The organism is Variovorax soli NBRC 106424, assembly GCF_001591385.1.
In the GTDB taxonomy this organism is placed as follows: Bacteria; Pseudomonadota; Gammaproteobacteria; order Burkholderiales; family Burkholderiaceae_C; genus Variovorax; species Variovorax soli.
Window position 1 is genome coordinate 1 of sequence record NZ_BCUU01000038.1, and the last position, 15,530, is coordinate 15,530.

14 protein-coding genes are annotated in these 15,530 nt (G+C 67.8%); 7 read left to right on the plus strand and 7 right to left on the minus strand.

Annotated features, from left to right (window positions below; all coding sequences use genetic code 11):
* The 3 genes from VSO01S_RS13005 to VSO01S_RS13015 form a co-directional block, all read left to right on the plus strand.
* Positions 1–577: aldehyde dehydrogenase family protein (locus tag VSO01S_RS13005; RefSeq protein ID WP_153305256.1), on the plus strand; the 577-nt coding region annotated here is incomplete at its 5' end.
* 118 nt (positions 578–695) lie between these two features.
* A complete protein-coding gene (locus tag VSO01S_RS13010; RefSeq protein ID WP_068643018.1) occupies positions 696–2,363 on the plus strand; it encodes a GMC family oxidoreductase in 1,668 nt (555 codons plus the stop codon).
* Positions 2,364–2,615: 252 nt separating this feature from the next.
* The gene (locus VSO01S_RS13015; protein WP_068643020.1) at positions 2,616–3,374 is read left to right on the plus strand and encodes a sulfite exporter TauE/SafE family protein; all 759 of its coding nucleotides are present in this window, start codon (positions 2,616–2,618) and stop codon (positions 3,372–3,374) included.
* A gap of 13 nt (positions 3,375–3,387) precedes the next feature.
* Here the strand turns inward: VSO01S_RS13015 and mrdA are convergent, their stop codons facing one another.
* The 4 genes from mrdA to VSO01S_RS13035 form a co-directional block, all read right to left on the minus strand.
* Positions 3,388–5,355, minus strand: a complete 1,968-nt coding sequence (gene mrdA, locus VSO01S_RS13020; protein WP_068643022.1) for a penicillin-binding protein 2 — start codon at positions 5,353–5,355, stop codon at positions 3,388–3,390.
* Between the two features lie 32 nt (positions 5,356–5,387).
* Entirely contained in the window at positions 5,388–5,909 is a 522-nt protein-coding gene (gene mreD, locus VSO01S_RS13025) for a rod shape-determining protein MreD (RefSeq protein WP_068643024.1), read from the minus strand.
* A complete protein-coding gene (gene mreC, locus VSO01S_RS13030; RefSeq protein ID WP_084241850.1) occupies positions 5,906–7,033 on the minus strand; it encodes a rod shape-determining protein MreC in 1,128 nt (375 codons plus the stop codon). The genes mreD and mreC overlap by 4 nt, the downstream gene beginning before the upstream one ends.
* Before the next feature lie 165 nt (positions 7,034–7,198).
* Positions 7,199–8,242, minus strand: coding sequence for a rod shape-determining protein (locus VSO01S_RS13035; RefSeq protein WP_068643026.1), 1,044 nt, complete (start codon positions 8,240–8,242; stop codon positions 7,199–7,201).
* Positions 8,243–8,454: 212 nt separating this feature from the next.
* On the opposite strand from VSO01S_RS13035, the gene gatC reads away from it, so the two are divergent.
* Genes gatC through gatB form a run of 3 tightly spaced genes read left to right on the plus strand, consistent with a single transcriptional unit; the run spans position 8,455 to position 11,757 of the window.
* Positions 8,455–8,754: an Asp-tRNA(Asn)/Glu-tRNA(Gln) amidotransferase subunit GatC gene (gene gatC, locus VSO01S_RS13040; RefSeq protein WP_068643028.1), complete on the plus strand. Its 300-nt coding sequence runs from the start codon at positions 8,455–8,457 to the stop codon at positions 8,752–8,754.
* Positions 8,754–10,262, plus strand: a complete 1,509-nt coding sequence (gene gatA / locus VSO01S_RS13045; RefSeq protein ID WP_068643030.1) for an Asp-tRNA(Asn)/Glu-tRNA(Gln) amidotransferase subunit GatA — start codon at positions 8,754–8,756, stop codon at positions 10,260–10,262. Before gatC ends, gatA begins: the two co-directional genes overlap by 1 nt.
* Before the next feature lies 1 nt (position 10,263).
* Positions 10,264–11,757: an Asp-tRNA(Asn)/Glu-tRNA(Gln) amidotransferase subunit GatB gene (gatB, locus tag VSO01S_RS13050; RefSeq protein ID WP_068643032.1), complete on the plus strand. Its 1,494-nt coding sequence runs from the start codon at positions 10,264–10,266 to the stop codon at positions 11,755–11,757.
* Here gatB and VSO01S_RS13055 read toward each other — a convergent pair.
* Both VSO01S_RS13055 and pyrE read right to left on the minus strand, forming a co-directional pair.
* Entirely contained in the window at positions 11,726–12,379 is a 654-nt protein-coding gene (locus tag VSO01S_RS13055) for a DUF4124 domain-containing protein (RefSeq protein ID WP_245684199.1), read from the minus strand. The genes gatB and VSO01S_RS13055 overlap by 32 nt on opposite strands.
* A gap of 110 nt (positions 12,380–12,489) precedes the next feature.
* Positions 12,490–13,191: an orotate phosphoribosyltransferase gene (pyrE, locus tag VSO01S_RS13060; RefSeq protein WP_068643037.1), complete on the minus strand. Its 702-nt coding sequence runs from the start codon at positions 13,189–13,191 to the stop codon at positions 12,490–12,492.
* Between the two features lie 13 nt (positions 13,192–13,204).
* On the opposite strand from pyrE, the gene VSO01S_RS13065 reads away from it, so the two are divergent.
* Positions 13,205–14,008 carry an exodeoxyribonuclease III gene (locus tag VSO01S_RS13065; protein WP_068643039.1) on the plus strand — a complete coding sequence of 268 codons (804 nt, stop codon included), beginning with the start codon at positions 13,205–13,207 and terminating at the stop codon, positions 14,006–14,008.
* Here the strand turns inward: VSO01S_RS13065 and VSO01S_RS13070 are convergent.
* Positions 14,005–15,516, minus strand: a complete 1,512-nt coding sequence (locus tag VSO01S_RS13070) for an amidohydrolase family protein (protein WP_245684198.1) — start codon at positions 15,514–15,516, stop codon at positions 14,005–14,007. The two genes, VSO01S_RS13065 and VSO01S_RS13070, sit on opposite strands and share 4 nt — an antisense overlap.
* Positions 15,517–15,530: the final 14 nt, after the last annotated feature.

A 15,530-nucleotide genomic window follows, 5' to 3' on the forward strand; every position in this document is an offset into this window, starting at 1 on the left:
GCTCGACGGGGAGAACCTGGCGGCCGAGATGGGCCCGATCGTCACCCGCGCGGCGCACGAGCGCATCAGCGGCTACATCGAGCAGGGCGTCAAGGAAGGCGCCCAGCTGCTGGTGGACGGGCGCGGCTTCGACGGCAAGCAGGCGGGGCCGGGCTGCGCGGACGGCTTCTGGATGGGCGGCACGCTCTTCGACCATGTGACGCCGGACATGCGCATCTACAAGGAAGAGATCTTCGGGCCGGTGCTCTCGTGCGTGCGGGTGCATGACTTGAAGGAAGCGGTGGCGCTGATCAACGCGCACGAGTTCGGCAACGGGGTCTCCTGCTTCACGCGCGACGGCAATGTGGCGCGCGAGTTTGCGCGGCGCATCCAGGTGGGCATGGTGGGCATCAACGTGCCCATTCCGGTGCCCATGGCCTGGCATGGCTTCGGGGGCTGGAAGCGCTCGCTGTTCGGGGACATGCATGCGTACGGCGAAGAGGGCGTGCGCTTCTACACCAAGCAAAAGAGCGTGATGCAGCGCTGGCCGGAGAGCATTGCGAAGGGGGCCGAGTTCGCGATGCCCACGGCCAAATGATTGCTCTGCCTTTCAAGGCCAGGAGTCCCGCGGAACCGGCTTCGCCGGGCCGCCGGGGCTGCCCCCGGAGAGGGGGTGCCAGAGCCACACGAAGTGGGCGAGGCTGGGGGAGAGCGTCGTGACCGACACGACCTTCGACTACATCGTCATCGGCGGCGGCACGGCCGGGGCCTTGATGGCCAATCGGCTGTCGGCCGACAAGGACAAACGGGTGCTGTTGATCGAGGCGGGGCGCAAGGACGATTACCACTGGATCCACATTCCGGTGGGGTACCTCTACTGCATCGGCAATCCGAGAACGGACTGGCTCTACAACACGGAGCCGGATGCGGGGCTGAACGGGCGGTCGCTGCGCTATCCGCGCGGCAAGACGCTGGGCGGGTGCTCGAGCATCAACGGGATGATCTACATGCGCGGCCAGTCGCGCGACTACGAGCAGTGGGCGCGGCTGACGGGCGACGACGCCTGGCGCTGGAACGAGGTGCTGCCCGCGTTCAAGCAGCACGAAGACCATTACCTCGGTGCCGACGAATTGCATGGCGCCGGCGGTGAGTGGCGCGTGGAAAAGCAGCGGCTGCGCTGGGACATCCTCGATGCCTTCGCGCAGGCGGCGCAGCAGGCGGGCGTGCCGCATTCCAGCGACTTCAACCGCGGCAACAACGAAGGCGTGGGCTATTTCCAGGTCAACCAGAAGGACGGCTGGCGCTGGAACAGTGCCAAGGCCTTCCTGCGGCCCACCTGCTACGGCCGGCCGAATTTCGAGATGTGGACCAGCGCACAGGTGTGCAAGCTGGACATCGAACGCCAGGAAGACGGCAGCCTGCGCTGCACCGGCGCGCAGGTGTGGGACGGCCACCAGATGGTGCATGCGCGGGCCACGCGCGAAGTGCTGCTGTGCGCCGGCAGCATCGGCTCGCCGCAGATCCTGCAGCTCTCGGGCGTCGGCCCGGGCGAACTGCTGCGCGCGCACGGCATCGAGGTGCAGGCCGACCTGCCCGGCGTGGGCGCCAACCTGCAGGACCATCTCCAGATCCGCGCGGTGTTCAAGATCGAAGGGGCGCCCACGCTCAACGTGCTGGCGTCATCCCTGTTCGGCAAGGCGCGCATCGGCCTGGAGTACGCATGGAAGCGCAGCGGGCCGATGAGCATGGCACCGTCCCAGCTGGGCGCCTTCACCAAGAGCTCGCCCGAGCTCGAATGGCCCAACCTGCAATACCACGTGCAGCCGCTGTCGCTGGATGCCTTCGGCGAGCCGCTGCACAGCTTTCCGGCCTTCACGGCCAGCGTGTGCAACCTCAACCCGACCAGCCGCGGCACGGTCCGCATCAGGAGTCCCCGCTTTGCAGACGCGCCGGCCATCGCGCCCAACTACCTGAGCACCGACGAAGACCGCAAGGTGGCGGCCGATTCGCTGCGCGTCACCCGCAACATCGTGGCCCAGCCCGCCCTGGCCCCGTTCAAGCCCACCGAATGGAAGCCAGGCGTGCAGTACCAGAGCGACGAGGAACTGGCCCGCCTGGCAGGCGACATCGCCACCACCATCTTCCACCCCGTGGGCACCACCAAGATGGGCGCTGACCACGACCCGATGGCAGTGCTCGACTCGCGCCTGCGGGTGCGCGACGGCCAGGGCGGCCGCATCGCCGGCCTGCGGGTAGTGGACGCTGGCGCCATGCCCACCATCACCAGCGGCAACACCAACAGCCCCACCCTGATGATTGCGGAGAAGGCCGCGGCCTGGGTGCGCCACGACAGCGCTACCACGATGGTGCATGAGGCGGGTTAATCCTGATGCACCTGGCGAGTGCATTGATTCACAATCCATGCACTCGCAGCCGGGGCCCTCCCGCAGCGCGGGGGCCGAGGAGACAAATTCGGTAACCACAAAACGAACACGACAAGGCATCCGACACGAGATGCTATTTTTTTGATCAAGGCGCCGCTGGTCGGCGCCTTTTCTTTTGTCTTCCCGCTTTTGTGCGTCCGGCTCGCGCGCTATCAAATCCATAGCAGCCGCGATGGGACAATGCCGCCCCTTATGGAATGGCTCGTCATCACCCTCGCCTCGCTGTTCGCCGGCTTCGTGGATTCGATCGTCGGCGGTGGCGGACTGATCCTGGTCCCCGCCCTGTTCTCGGTCTTTCCCGGTGCACCGGCTGCGACGCTGTTCGGCACCAACAAGAGCGCCTCGGTCTGGGGCACGGCGGCTGCCACGGTGCAGTTCAGCCGGCGCGTGCACATGCGCTGGCATGCCCTGCTGCCGGCCGCCGGCTGCGCCTTTGCCGGCGCACTCACCGGCGCCTGGCTGCTTACCCTGGTGCCGGGCGACTTCCTGCGCAAGCTGCTGCCCTTCATCCTGCTGGGGCTGCTGCTCTACACGCTGGCGCGCAAGGACCTGGGCCGGCACCACGCGCCCAATTTCGCGGCGCGCGCCGAGCTGGCGGTGATGTGCGCGGTCGGCTTCGTCATCGGCATGTACGACGGCTTCTTCGGCCCCGGCACCGGCAGCTTCTTCATCTTTGCCATGGTGCGGGTGCTGGGCTACGACTTTCTCAACGCCTCGGCCTCGGCCAAGCTGCTCAACACCACCACCAATCTCGGCGGCCTGCTGCTGCTGGCCATGAAGGGCCATGTGTGGTGGCACTACGGCCTGGTGATGGCGCTGGCCAACGTCACCGGCAGCCTGCTGGGCGCGCGCGTGGCGCTCAAGCACGGGGCCGGGTTCGTGCGCAAGGTGTTCATGGCGGTCGTCAGCGCGCTGATCCTCAAGACGGCGCACGACGCCTTCTTCAAGTAGCCGGTTCAGCGCCTCAGGGCGCGGCAGTGGGGCTCGCGGGCGCCGGCCAAGCAACTTCGCTGGCCACGCGCGGCTTGCCGATGGGGGCGGTGGCCTTGCCCTGGCGGATGGCGGCCATGTCGGCTTCGCTCGGGTATTGGTCGAGCAGCCAGTAGTCGAAGATGCGCCGCGCGATCGGTGCCGCGGCGCCGGCGCCCCAGCCGGCGTTCTCGACGATGACGGCCACCGCGATCTTCGGGTCATTCACCGGCGCGAAGGCCATGAACAGGGCGTGGTCGCGCTGGTGCTCCTCGAGCGCCTTGGCGTTGTACTTGGCGTTGGGCGCCATGCCCACGGCCTGCGCCGTGCCGGTCTTGCCCGCGGCCGCATAGCCGGCGCCGGCGAACACGCCGCGCGCAGTGCCGCCGGTGACCACGCTGGCCAGGCCTTCGCGAATGACGGCGATGTTGGCTGGCTTGAGGCCCAGGTTCTCGCCAGGCGGCTGCGGCAGCGGCGTGGTCTCGCCGGTCACGGTATCGCGCGTGGCCAGCACCAGGTGGGGGCGATGCTTGATGCCGCCGGACGCCACGATGCTGGTGGCCTGCGCCAGCTGCAGCATGGTGAAGCTGTTGTAGCCCTGGCCGATGCCCAGCGAGATGGTTTCGCCGGCATACCACTTCTTCATTTCCGGGCGCTTGTAGGCGTTGCGCTTCCATTCGGTGCTGGGCAGCACGCCGCGGACCTCGCCGCCGATGTCGATGCCGGTGATCTGGCCGAAGCCCAGCGGCTTCATCTGGTCGTGGATCATGTCCACGCCCATTTCGTTGGCCAGCGAGTAGTAGTAGATGTTGCTCGACACCTGGATCGAGCGGCGCATGTCGACGTTGCCCAGGTAGCCCTCGGGGCTGCCGAAGCGGTGGCCGCCGAAATTGAAGTAGCCCGGATCCAGCACCGACACGTTGGCCGCGCGCTTGCCGGTCTGCAGTGCCGCCAGCGCCATGAAGGGCTTGTAGGTGGAGCCGGGCGGATAGGTGCCGCGCAGCGCGCGGTTGAGCAGCGGCTTGTCGATGGACTCCGACAGTTCCTTCCAGCTCTCGGAGTCGATGCCTTCCACGAACAGGTTGGGGTCGAAGGTCGGCTTGCTCACGAAGGCCAGCACCTCGCCGGTCTTGGGGTCGATGGCCACCACCGCGCCGCGCCGGTCGCCGTACATGTCCTCGATGAGCTTCTGCAGCTTGATGTCCACGGCCAGCATCACCGTATCGCCCGGTGTGGCCGGATGGCTGGCCAGCCGGCGCACCGCGCGTCCGCCTGCGGAGGTCTCCATCTGCTCCACGCCGGTGTGGCCGTGCAGCGGCCTCTCGTAGCTCTGCTCCACGCCGAGCTTGCCGATGTAGTCGGTGCCCTTGTAGTTGGCCTGGTCCTCGTCCTCCCAGTCTTCCATCGCCTCTTTTTCGCGCTGGTTGATGCGGCCGATGTAGCCCAGCACGTGGCTGGCCGTTTCGCCGTTGGGGTAGTTGCGGAACAGGCGCGCCTTGATCTCGACGCCAGGAAAGCGATAGCGCTGGGCAGCGAAGCGTGCCACCTCCTCGTCCGTCAGGCGCGTGCGGATCGGCACCGAGTCGAAGCTGCGCGAGTCCTCCCGCAGGCGCTTGAAGCGGCGGCGGTCGCGCGGGGTGATGTCGACCACCTCGGACAGCCCGTCGATGGTCTCCTCCACGTCGCCCGCCTTCGAAGGCGTGATCTCCAGCGTGTAGGCCGAGTAGTTGGAAGCCAGCACGATGCCGTTGCGGTCGAGGATGAGCCCGCGGTTGGGCACCACCGGCACGATGGCCGTGCGGTTGCTTTCGGCCTGCTCGGCCAGGTCCTCGTGGCGCACCACCTGCAAAAACACCAGTCGCGCAGCCAGCAGGCCGAAGGCGAACAGAACCGCCAAGGCGATCACGACCACGCGCCGGCGAAAGCGCGCCAGGTCGGCAGCGACGTTGCGGATCTCGGTCATGGCCTTGTGAGCTTAGGAACGGGCGCGGAGTTTCACAAGGGCCGGTTGGCGTCCGGCTCGGGCGCGCGCCGCTGCGGCGCCAGCAGCAGGATGGTCGCGAAGGGCCACAGCGCCGTCTCGATCAGCGGCGCCAGCAGCACCGACCAGCCGGGAAACACCCCGCCGCCGATCAGCCGCAGCCCCAACTCGATCAGATGCGACAGCGCAAACAGCGGCAGCACCTGCAGCGCCTGCGAAAACAGGGGGTACCAGAGCAGCCGCCGGTGGATCATGGTCGCCATGAAGCCCAGCGTGGTGTAGGACAGCGCATGCTGGCCCAGCAGCGCCGACTGCTGCACGTCCATGGCCAGGCCGAACATGAAGGCAATGCCGATGCTCACCCGCGCCGGCTGGTGCACGCCCCAGAACACGATGACCAGCGCCAGCAGGTCGGGCATCCAGGCGATGCGGCCCAGCGGCAGCATGTTGAGCAGCATCGCCACGAACAGGCTGGCCCACATGAAGCCGGGGTTGAGCGGCAGCAGCAGCTGCTGCTGGCCGGGGCGCATGATCATGGCGACCTCCCTTCGGGCTTGTTTGCCGCCGCGGCACCCGGCTTGGGCGCCGATTGCTGCTGCGCGCCGGGCTTTTGCGGCGCGGCCTGGGTCGCGGGCTTTGGCGCGGCCGCCTCGGGCGCCTTGTCGGCCGGCTTGTCCGAGAGTTTGTCGGTCGGCTTTTCTGCCTTGCCCTTGCCCTTGGCCTTGTCCGACTTCTCCTTGTCCTTTTCCTTCTTCTTGCTCACGGCCAGCGGATCGCCGGACAGCGGTGCGGGCCGCAGCGCCTGCTGCCCCACCGGCGCCAGCACCAGCACATAGCGCGCACCCGACACCGTGGCCAGCGGCATGCAGTAGATGCGGGCAAAGGCCGAATCGGCACGCCGCTCGATGCGGTCGATGCGGGCCACCGGCACGCCGGCGGGATAGACACCGTCCACGCCGCTGGTGGCCAGCAGGTCGCCTTCGCGCAGGTCTGCGTTGGCGCCCATGAAGCGCAGTTCCATGCCGGCGCCGTGCGCCGTCGCATCGCCGAAGGCTACGCTGCGCGCGCCGGTGCGGGTGTTCTGGACGGGAATGGACAGGTCGCGGTCGATCACCAGCGTCACCTCGCTGGTGAAGGCGTTGACCAGCGTCACCTGCCCCAGCACCCCGTCCGCGTCGATCACCGGCGAGCCTGGAACGATCCCCTGCGTCTGCCCCTGGTCGATGATGATCTTGCGGCTGTAGGGGTCGGCCGCGTCGTACAGCACCTCGGCCGCACGGCCCGGCGTGAGGGTGGTCTGGCGCAACTCGAGCAGGGCCCGCAGGCGGGCGTTGTCCTGCGCCATGGCGTCGGCCTGGCTCGCGCGCTCGGCCTGGCTGGCCAGCGCCTTGCGCGCCTCTTCCTCGCGCCGCTGCGCAGTCTGCAGGTCGTCGAAGTACTTGCTGCCGCCCAGCACCATCTGCACCGGCTTCAGGGCCAGCCACTGCACCGGATAGAGAACGGTGCCGACCACGCTGCGGATCGGCTGGACAAGATGAAAGCGCGCATCCGCCACCATGAGGAAGATGGCCAGCGCACTGAACAGGATCAGCTTGGAAAGCGCCGACGGCCCCTGGTTGAACAGGGGCGGTGCGGTTCGATCAAGAGTGCCGAGCGGCATGCCTGTTTATGCCACGAGCGAGATGGTTGAGGGAGAGACCCGAAGCCTTAAATCACGCACCACCCGAGTCGGGAAACACCGCGGAACCGGCTTTGCCGGGCCGCAGGTGTTGCCCCCTGAGGGGGTGCAGAAGCCACACGAAGTGGGCAAGGCTGGGGGGGAGCGTCACTCGCTCGTGAAGATGCTGCCCAGCCGGTCCATGCGCTCCAGCGCAATGCCGCAGCCGCGCACCACGCAGGTCAGCGGGTCTTCGGCCACCAGCACCGGCAGGCCGGTTTCCTCCGCCAGCAGGCGGTCCAGGTCGCGCAGCAGCGCGCCGCCGCCGGTGAGCATCATGCCGCGCTCGGCAATGTCGGCGCCGAGTTCGGGCGGCGTTTGTTCCAGCGCGTTCTTGACCGAGGAGACGATGTTGTTGAGCGGCTCGGTGAGCGCTTCCAGCACTTCGTTGGAGCTGATGGTGAAGCTGCGCGGCACGCCTTCGGACAGGTTGCGGCCCTTGACTTCCATTTCCTTCACCTCGGAGCCGGGGAAGGCCGAGCCGATGCTCTTCTTGATGACTTCCGCCGTCGGCTCGCCGATGAGCATGCCGTAGTTGCGGCGGATGTAGTTGATGATGGCTTCGTCGAAGCGGTCGCCGCCCACGCGCACGGACCCCTTGTAGACCATGCCGCCCAGCGAGATGACGCCCACTTCGGTGGTGCCGCCGCCGATATCGACCACCATGGAGCCGGAAGCTTCGGACACCGGCAGGCCGGCGCCCAGCGCGGCGGCCATGGGCTCCTCGATGAGGTAGACCGAGGTGGCGCCGGCGGCCTCGGCCGCGTCCTTGATGGCGCGGCGCTCGACCTGGGTGGAGCCGCAGGGCACGCAGATGATGATGCGCGGGCTGGGGGTGAGCAGCGAGCGCGGGTGAACCATCTTGATGAACTGCTTGATCATCTGCTCGGTGATGACGAAGTCGGCAATGACGCCGTCTTTCATCGGGCGGATGGCCTCGATGTTGCCGGGCACCTTGCCCAGCATGGCCTTGGCCTCGCGGCCCACGGCCTGGATCACCTTCTTGCCGTGCGGACCGCCTTCATGACGGATGGCGACCACCGAAGGCTCGTCCAGCACGATGCCCTTGTTGCGGGCAAAGATCAGGGTGTTGGCAGTTCCGAGGTCGATGGCAAGGTCGGTGGAAAGATACCGACGGAAAGCTCCGAACATGTGCAGGATCCTCTGGGACACGCATGCGCTTCGGCATGTCGTCGCCCATTTTTCGTTTTGAAGGGGATGAATTGAACGCTTTTGCAGCAAAAGCCGACGCGTTCGCGGGCGTTGCGGCAAAGGCGGGATAATACCCGAATCCCCTCTGAGTCCAGCGTCCGCGGCCCCCTGCCGGGCCGTGTTTTACGCCGGTTTTTCCGGCCTTTTCTACGATGTCCCTGTCCTCATCCGATATCGCGCGCATCGCGTCGCTCGCCCGGCTCGACCTGAGCACCGGCGAAAGCGAGCGCATGCTCACTCAGATCAACGGCTTCTTCGGCCTGGTCGAGCGCATGCGCGCCGTCGACACCACCGGCGTCGAGCCCCTGGCCCATCCTGTCGCGGCCGTGCAGGACGTGACCCTGCGCCTGGCCGACGACGTGGTCACCGAGCCCAACAACCGCGAAGCCAACCAGAAGAGCGCACCGGCGGTGGAAGCCGGCCTGTTCCTCGTGCCCAAGGTGATCGAGTGATGAGCGACATCAGCAAGAAAGACCTCCACCAGTTGGGTGTCACCCAGCTCGCCAAGGCCCTGGCCGAGCGCAAGGTGTCGGCCGTCGAGACGGCCCAGCATTTCCTGGCCCGGGTGAAATCGCATCCCGAGCTGGGCGCCTTCGTGGCCCTCAATGAAGACGCCACCCTGGCGCAGGCCCGCGCCGCCGACGAGAAGATCGCCGCAAGCAACGCCGGCGCATTGGCCGGCGTGCCCATTGCCCACAAGGACATCTTCGTCACGACCGACTTCCCCACCACGGCGGGTTCGCGCATCCTGGCGGGCTACCAGTCGCCCTTCGACGCGACCGTGGTGCGCAAGCTGGCCGAGGCCGGCGTGGTGACGCTGGGCAAACTCAGCTGCGACGAGTTCGCCATGGGCTCGGCCAACGAGAACGTGGCCGTGCCGGCCGTGGGCCACGACAAGGCCGTGCCGGTGCGCAACCCCTGGGACCCGGAGCGCATTCCCGGCGGCTCGTCCGGCGGCAGCGCCGCCGCGGTGGCAGCCCGCCTCGCGCCCGCGGCCACCGGCACCGACACCGGCGGCTCGATCCGGCAGCCGGCCTCCTTCTGCGGCATCACCGGCATCAAGCCCACCTACGGCCGGGCCTCGCGCTACGGCATGGTGGCCTTTGCCTCCAGCCTCGACCAGGCCGGCCCGATGGCCCGCAGCGCCGAGGACTGCGCGCTGCTGCTGAGCACCCTGTGCGGCCCCGACCCGGACCGCGACTCCACCTCGCTCGACCGCCCGGCCGAAGACTACGCGCGCTCGCTGAACGACTCGCTCGATGGCCTGCGCATCGGCGTGCCCAAGGAATTCCTGGAGTCCGGCAATGGGGGCGTGGCGCCCGGCGTGCGCGCCGCCGTCGAATCGGCCCTGGCCGAGTACGAGAAGCTGGGCGCCAAGCGCGTGGTGGTGTCGCTGCCGCGTACCGAGCTGTCCATTCCGGTGTACTACATCCTGGCCGCGGCCGAAGCGTCCAGCAACCTGAGCCGCTTCGACGGCGTCAAGTTCGGCCACCGCGCCAAGCACTACACCGACCTGGCCGACATGTACAAGAAGACGCGCGAAGAGGGCTTCGGCGACGAGGTCAAGCGCCGCATCATGATCGGCACCTATGTGCTGAGCCATGGCTACTACGACGCCTACTACCTGCAGGCGCAGAAGGTGCGCCGCATGATCGCCGACGACTTCCAGAACGCCTTCAAGGACTGCGACGTGATCGCCGGCCCGGCCGCGCCCACCGTGGCCTGGAAGATCGGCGAGCACGGCGACGACCCGGTGGCCGACTACCTGGCGGACATCTTCACCCTGCCCGGCTCGCTGGCCGGCCTCCCTGGCATGAGCCTCCCCGCCGGTTTTGATGGCCACATGCCCGTCGGCCTGCAACTGATCGGCAACTACTTCAACGAAGCGAAGCTGCTCAATGCCGCGCACCGCTTCCAGCAGGCCACGGACTGGCACACGCGCACGCCGGAGGGCTTCTGACATGAGCAACGAACAAGTGAACACCTTCGAGGCACAGCAACAGGGCCGTCCGACCGGCCCGCTGGTGCAGGGCTATGAAGTCATCATCGGCTTCGAGACCCACGCCCAGTTGTCCACCGCCAGCAAGATCTTCAGCCGCGCAGCCACGGCCTTCGGCGCCGAGCCCAACACGCAGGCCTGCGCCGTGGACCTGGCCCTGCCCGGCACACTGCCGGTGATGAACAAGGGCGCCGTGGAGCGCGCCATCCAGCTCGGCCTGGCGCTGGGCTCCCACATCGCCCCGCGCAGCGTCTTTGCGCGCAAGAACTACTTCTACCCCGACCTGCCCAAGGGCTACCAGATCAGCCAGTACGAGATCCCGGTGGTGCAAGGCGGCACGGTGAGCTTCTACCTGGGCGAAGAGTTCAAAACCGTGCGCCTGGTGCGCGCGCACCTGGAAGAAGACGCGGGCAAGTCGCTGCACGAGAACTTCGTCGGCCAGTCGGGCATCGACCTGAACCGCGCCGGCACGCCGCTCCTGGAGATCGTGACCGAGCCCGACATGCGCTCCACCGCCGAGGCCGTGGCCTATGCCAAGGAGCTGCACAAGATCGTGACGTGGATCGGCATCTGCGACGGCAACATGCAGGAAGGCTCCTTCCGCTGCGACGCCAACGTCTCGGTGCGCAAGCCGGGCCAGCCGCTGGGCACGCGCCGCGAGATCAAGAACCTCAACAGCTTCCGCTTCATGCAGCAGGCGATCGACTACGAGATCCGCTGGCAGATCGAGCAGCTGGAAGACGGCCACGCCATCGAGCAGGCCACGGTGCTGTTCGACCCGGACACCGGCGAGACGCGTGCCATGCGCACCAAGGAAGACGCGGCCGACTACCGCTACTTCTCCGACCCGGACCTGCCGCCGCTGGCCATCTCGGCCGAGTGGATCGAGCGCGTGAAGGGCGCCATGCCCGAGCTGCCGCGCGCCATGGCCGAGCGCTACCAGCAGGCACACGGCCTGTCGGCCTACGACGCGACGCAGCTCACCTCGAGCCTGGCGCTGGCCCGCTACTTCGACGAGGCCGTGGCCGCCGGCGCCGCGCCCAAGCTGGCGAGCAACTGGATCACCGGCGAGATCGCGCGCCGGCTGAACGCGCAGGAAATCGGCATCGAGGCCGCCCCGGTGAGCGCGAAGCAGCTGGCCCAGTTGATTGCCCGCATCGGTGACGGCACCGTGTCCAACAACGCCGCGCGCCAGGTATTCGAGGCCCTGTGGACCGGCGAAGGCCAGGACGTGGACGCCGTCATCGAGGCCAAGGGCCTCAAGCAGATGAACGACACCGGTGCGCTGGAGAAGATCGTCGATGACGTGCTGGCCAAGAACCAGAAGAACATCGACGAATACCGCGCCGGCAAGGACAAGGCTTTCAACGCCCTGGTCGGCCAGGTGATGAAGGCCAGTGCCGGCAAGGCCAACCCGGCCCAGGTCAACGCTTTGCTGAAGTCCCGGTTGGGGTGACGCCGGCGGCTGCCGCAGGCTGCGGTGGCCACAGCTTGGACAGGCGGACGCGCTCGTCGTCGAAGCGGGCGTTCACCCGCCGCTTCTCGTCTTCCTGGTCGGCGATGAAGCGGTTCTGCACCGCCGTGCTTTGCTGGATGTCGTCCAGCTCGCGCTTGAGCGAGGCCGGCGCGCGGCTGATGTCGCGGCTGTAGAACTCCAGCTCCTCGTCCACCTTCTTGCGGTCCAGCGCCAGCTCGCCCACGCGCTTGCGGGCGGCCTGGATCACCACATCGATCTGCGCCAGCGCGTCGGCACGCTCGCGGTCGTGCGCGGCCGGCGTGGGGTAGCGGATGAGCAGGGCACGCTCGCGGCGGCGCTCTTCCTGCGCACGCAACTGCGCCTGCTGGGCCAGGCGGTCTTTCTCTTCGCGCTCGGCCTGCTCGCGGGCCGTCAGCGTCGGGTCGACCTTGCGCTTGACGGTGCCGCTGGGGTTGAGTTCGCGCTGTTCGCGGTCGCTGCAGTCGGCAATCGGACGGTCAGCGGTGATGGTGCGCCCGCGGGAGTCGACACAGGAGTAGATACCCGCGCCACCGGCGGCAGCGTCACCGCGCTGCGGCTGTGCTTGCGCCGTGCAGGTCATCAGCAGCGCAAGGCTGGCGGCAATGGCAGAAAAGGCGAACTGGCGCACCGGCAACACCTCGGTCGGAGAACAACAAGAGTATGAAGGGACGACAAGCGCTGCTGCAGGCCTCAGGCCGCCCCGTAGCGGGCCCGGTATGCCAGCACAGCCTGCTTGTGCTCGTCCAGGCCGTTGTCGGCCTGGGTGCTCAGATACTGAAGCAAGTCGCCCAGCGAGGCAATCGAAACAACCTGCATGCCCAGCTGATTGCGGACGTACTGCACAGCGCTGTGGTCCACGTCCACGCCGTTTTCCGTCGCTTTTTCCTGCCGGTCGAGCGCGATGGCCACCGCATGCGGCGTAGCGCCGGCCGCGCGAATGGCGGCAATCGACTCCCTGACGGCGGTGCCGGCGGACATCACGTCGTCGACGATGAGCACCCGGCCCTTGAGCGGCGCGCCGACCAGGGTGCCGCCTTCGCCGTGATCCTTGGCTTCCTTGCGGTTGTAGGCAAAAGGAATGTTGCGTCCGCGCCGCGCCAGCTCGGTGGCCACCGTCGCGCCCAGCGGAATGCCCTTGTAGGCGGGCCCGAAGATCATGTCGAACTCCAGGCCGCTGGCGATCAGCCGGTCTGCATAGAATTCCGCCAGCCGTGCCATCTTGGCGCCGTCGTCGAACAGGCCGGCATTGAAGAAATAGGGGCTCATGCGGCCCGCCTTAGTCTTGAACTGGCCGAAGCGCAGCACCCCCGAATCCAGCGCGAACTGCACGAATTGCTGGGCAAGCTCGCCTTCGCCGGTCTTGTCCTGACCCACCACCACCTCTGAAGCCATCGGGAATCCTTCCTTGTTCAAACTCACCAGCCTCAACCTCAACGGCTTGCGTTCGGCCACCACCAAGGGCGTCGCCGACTGGGTGGCGCAACTGGCGCCGGATTGTATTTGCATGCAGGAAATCCGCGTCCAGGCCAGCGACATCGAGGGCCGTTTCGAGGAGATGGCCGGCCTCAAGGGTCACTTCCACTTCGCCGAGAAGAAAGGCTACGCCGGCACGGCCGTCTACACCAAGCATGCCCCCAGCGACGTGGTGGTGGGCTGGGGCGACAAGGAATTCGACGCCGAAGGCCGCTATCTGGAGCTGCGCTTCGACACGCCAAAGCGCAAGTTCTCGGTGATCAGCTGCTACTTCCCCAGCGGCTCGTCGGGCGAGGAGCGCCAGGCGGCCAAGTTCCGCTTCCTGGCCGGCTTCTTTCCGCACCTGGTCCAGCTCAAGAAGGAGCGCGAGTTCGTGCTGTGCGGCGACATCAACATCGCGCACAAGGAAGCCGACCTTAAGAACTGGAAGGGCAACCTGAAGAACAGCGGCTTCCTGCCCGAGGAGCGCGCCTGGATGACCCGCCTGCTGGACATCGGCGCCGAAGGCGCGGGCCTGGTGGACGTGTACCGCCTGCTCAAACCCGACACCACCGACGACTGCTACACCTGGTGGAGCAATCGCGGCCAGGCGCGCGCCAAGAACGTGGGCTGGCGGCTGGACTACCACCTGGCGACCCCGGCCATCGCCCAGCTGGCGCGCAGCGAAGAGATCTACAGGACCGTGCGCTTCAGCGACCACGCGCCGATCACGGTGGATTACGAGTTCACGCTCTAGCTGCAGCAGCCCAGCGGCCCTTCGCTGTAGAAGGGGGCCAGGTCCTGCGCGAGTGCGCGCAGTGTCTGGAGCCACTGGCCGTGGGCACCGTCCGCCGCCAGTGCGGCGAGGGCGCGGGCGACCAGCTCGGCGCGCAACTGCGGCTCGTCGATGCCGGTGACGCGCCCGCCTTCCACCACCGTCCGGCCGCCCACCAGCACCTTGTCGATGTGAGTGCCGTTGGCACGCGCCAGCAGCAGGTCCATCGGGTCCACGTCGGCGAAGATCGCATCGTCGTCGAGCCGCTCCCAATCGAGCAGCACCAGGTCGGCCGGCTCGCCGGGCGCCAGGCGGCCGGTGGCGATGGCGCCTGCGCCGCTCACGCTGCGCGCGCCATGGCGGCCGGCAAAGTCCCACAGCTGCTTCCGCGTCATGGTGGTGTCGAAGCCCCAGCCCCGGTGCAGCATGTAGGCCAGGCGCATTTCCCGCAGCGCATCGTCGTCCTCGTCGATGCCGGTGCCGTCCAGGCCCATGGCGACGCGGCAGCCCTGTCGCAGCATCTCGGCCACCGGCGCGATGCCCGACTTGAGGTACAGGTTGGAGCTGGTGTTGACGGCAATGGTCACGCCGCGCTCGGCCAGCAGGGCCAGTTCCTCGGGCCGGGCGTGGGTGCAATGCGCGAGCGTGAGGCGCGGGCTGAGCAGTCCGATCCGGTCCAGGAAGCGCAGCATGCCCTCGGGATGGTGGCGGTCGGCCCAGGCACGCTGGTAGGGCGTCTCCAGGCAATGCATGTGCACCGGCCGGCCCGTGTCGGCCGAGGCCAGCGCAATGGCCTCCAGCAGCGGCGTGCTGCACCACTGCACCGCGGCCGGGCCGTACTGCGCAGTCACCTGGCCGGCAAGGCCTTCTTCCTCCAGCATCTGGGCCACCTCGTCCACCTGCCGGATCTGCTGCGCCGGTGCCACGGCCTTGGCGGACAGGCGTCCGGCCACTGCGTCGCGAATGCCCGGGCGCAATGCGCGCAGCACCGCCGCGTCATCTTCATAGGCAATGCCGTTGCGATCGCGCATGGCCACGGCCAAGCCGATGCGCACGCCGACGTCGCGCGCCGCTCGCGCCACCGCCCGCGCCTCGTCGACGAAGGGCATGCCGCCTTGCACGCGCGTGTAGTGCACCATGAGATTGGCAACGCCGTGGCGCACCGAGCGCGCGAAGGAGGTGGCGGCGCACAGGTACGGGTCCATGCCCGGCACCACGCCCAGGAACGGGATCCAGCTTCCCAGCGGCTTGTCGTAGGCACCCAGGGTGGCGCTGCGGAAGGTACGGCCATGGTCGTGCGCGTTCGAGAGGGCGGGCAGCGCCAGCCGGCGCGGCCCGCCTGCGGGCTGATCCGTCGGCACCATCGCTTCGATGCGTCCGTCGCCGCCGATAGCGATGCGCATGTCGGGCTGCGGCGAGGTAACGCCCGGCTCGGACAGCAGCCAGGCGCAGTCGAGTTGCGTGGAGGTGGAAGGCATCTGCTGGGTCATGGCGATCCGCTATG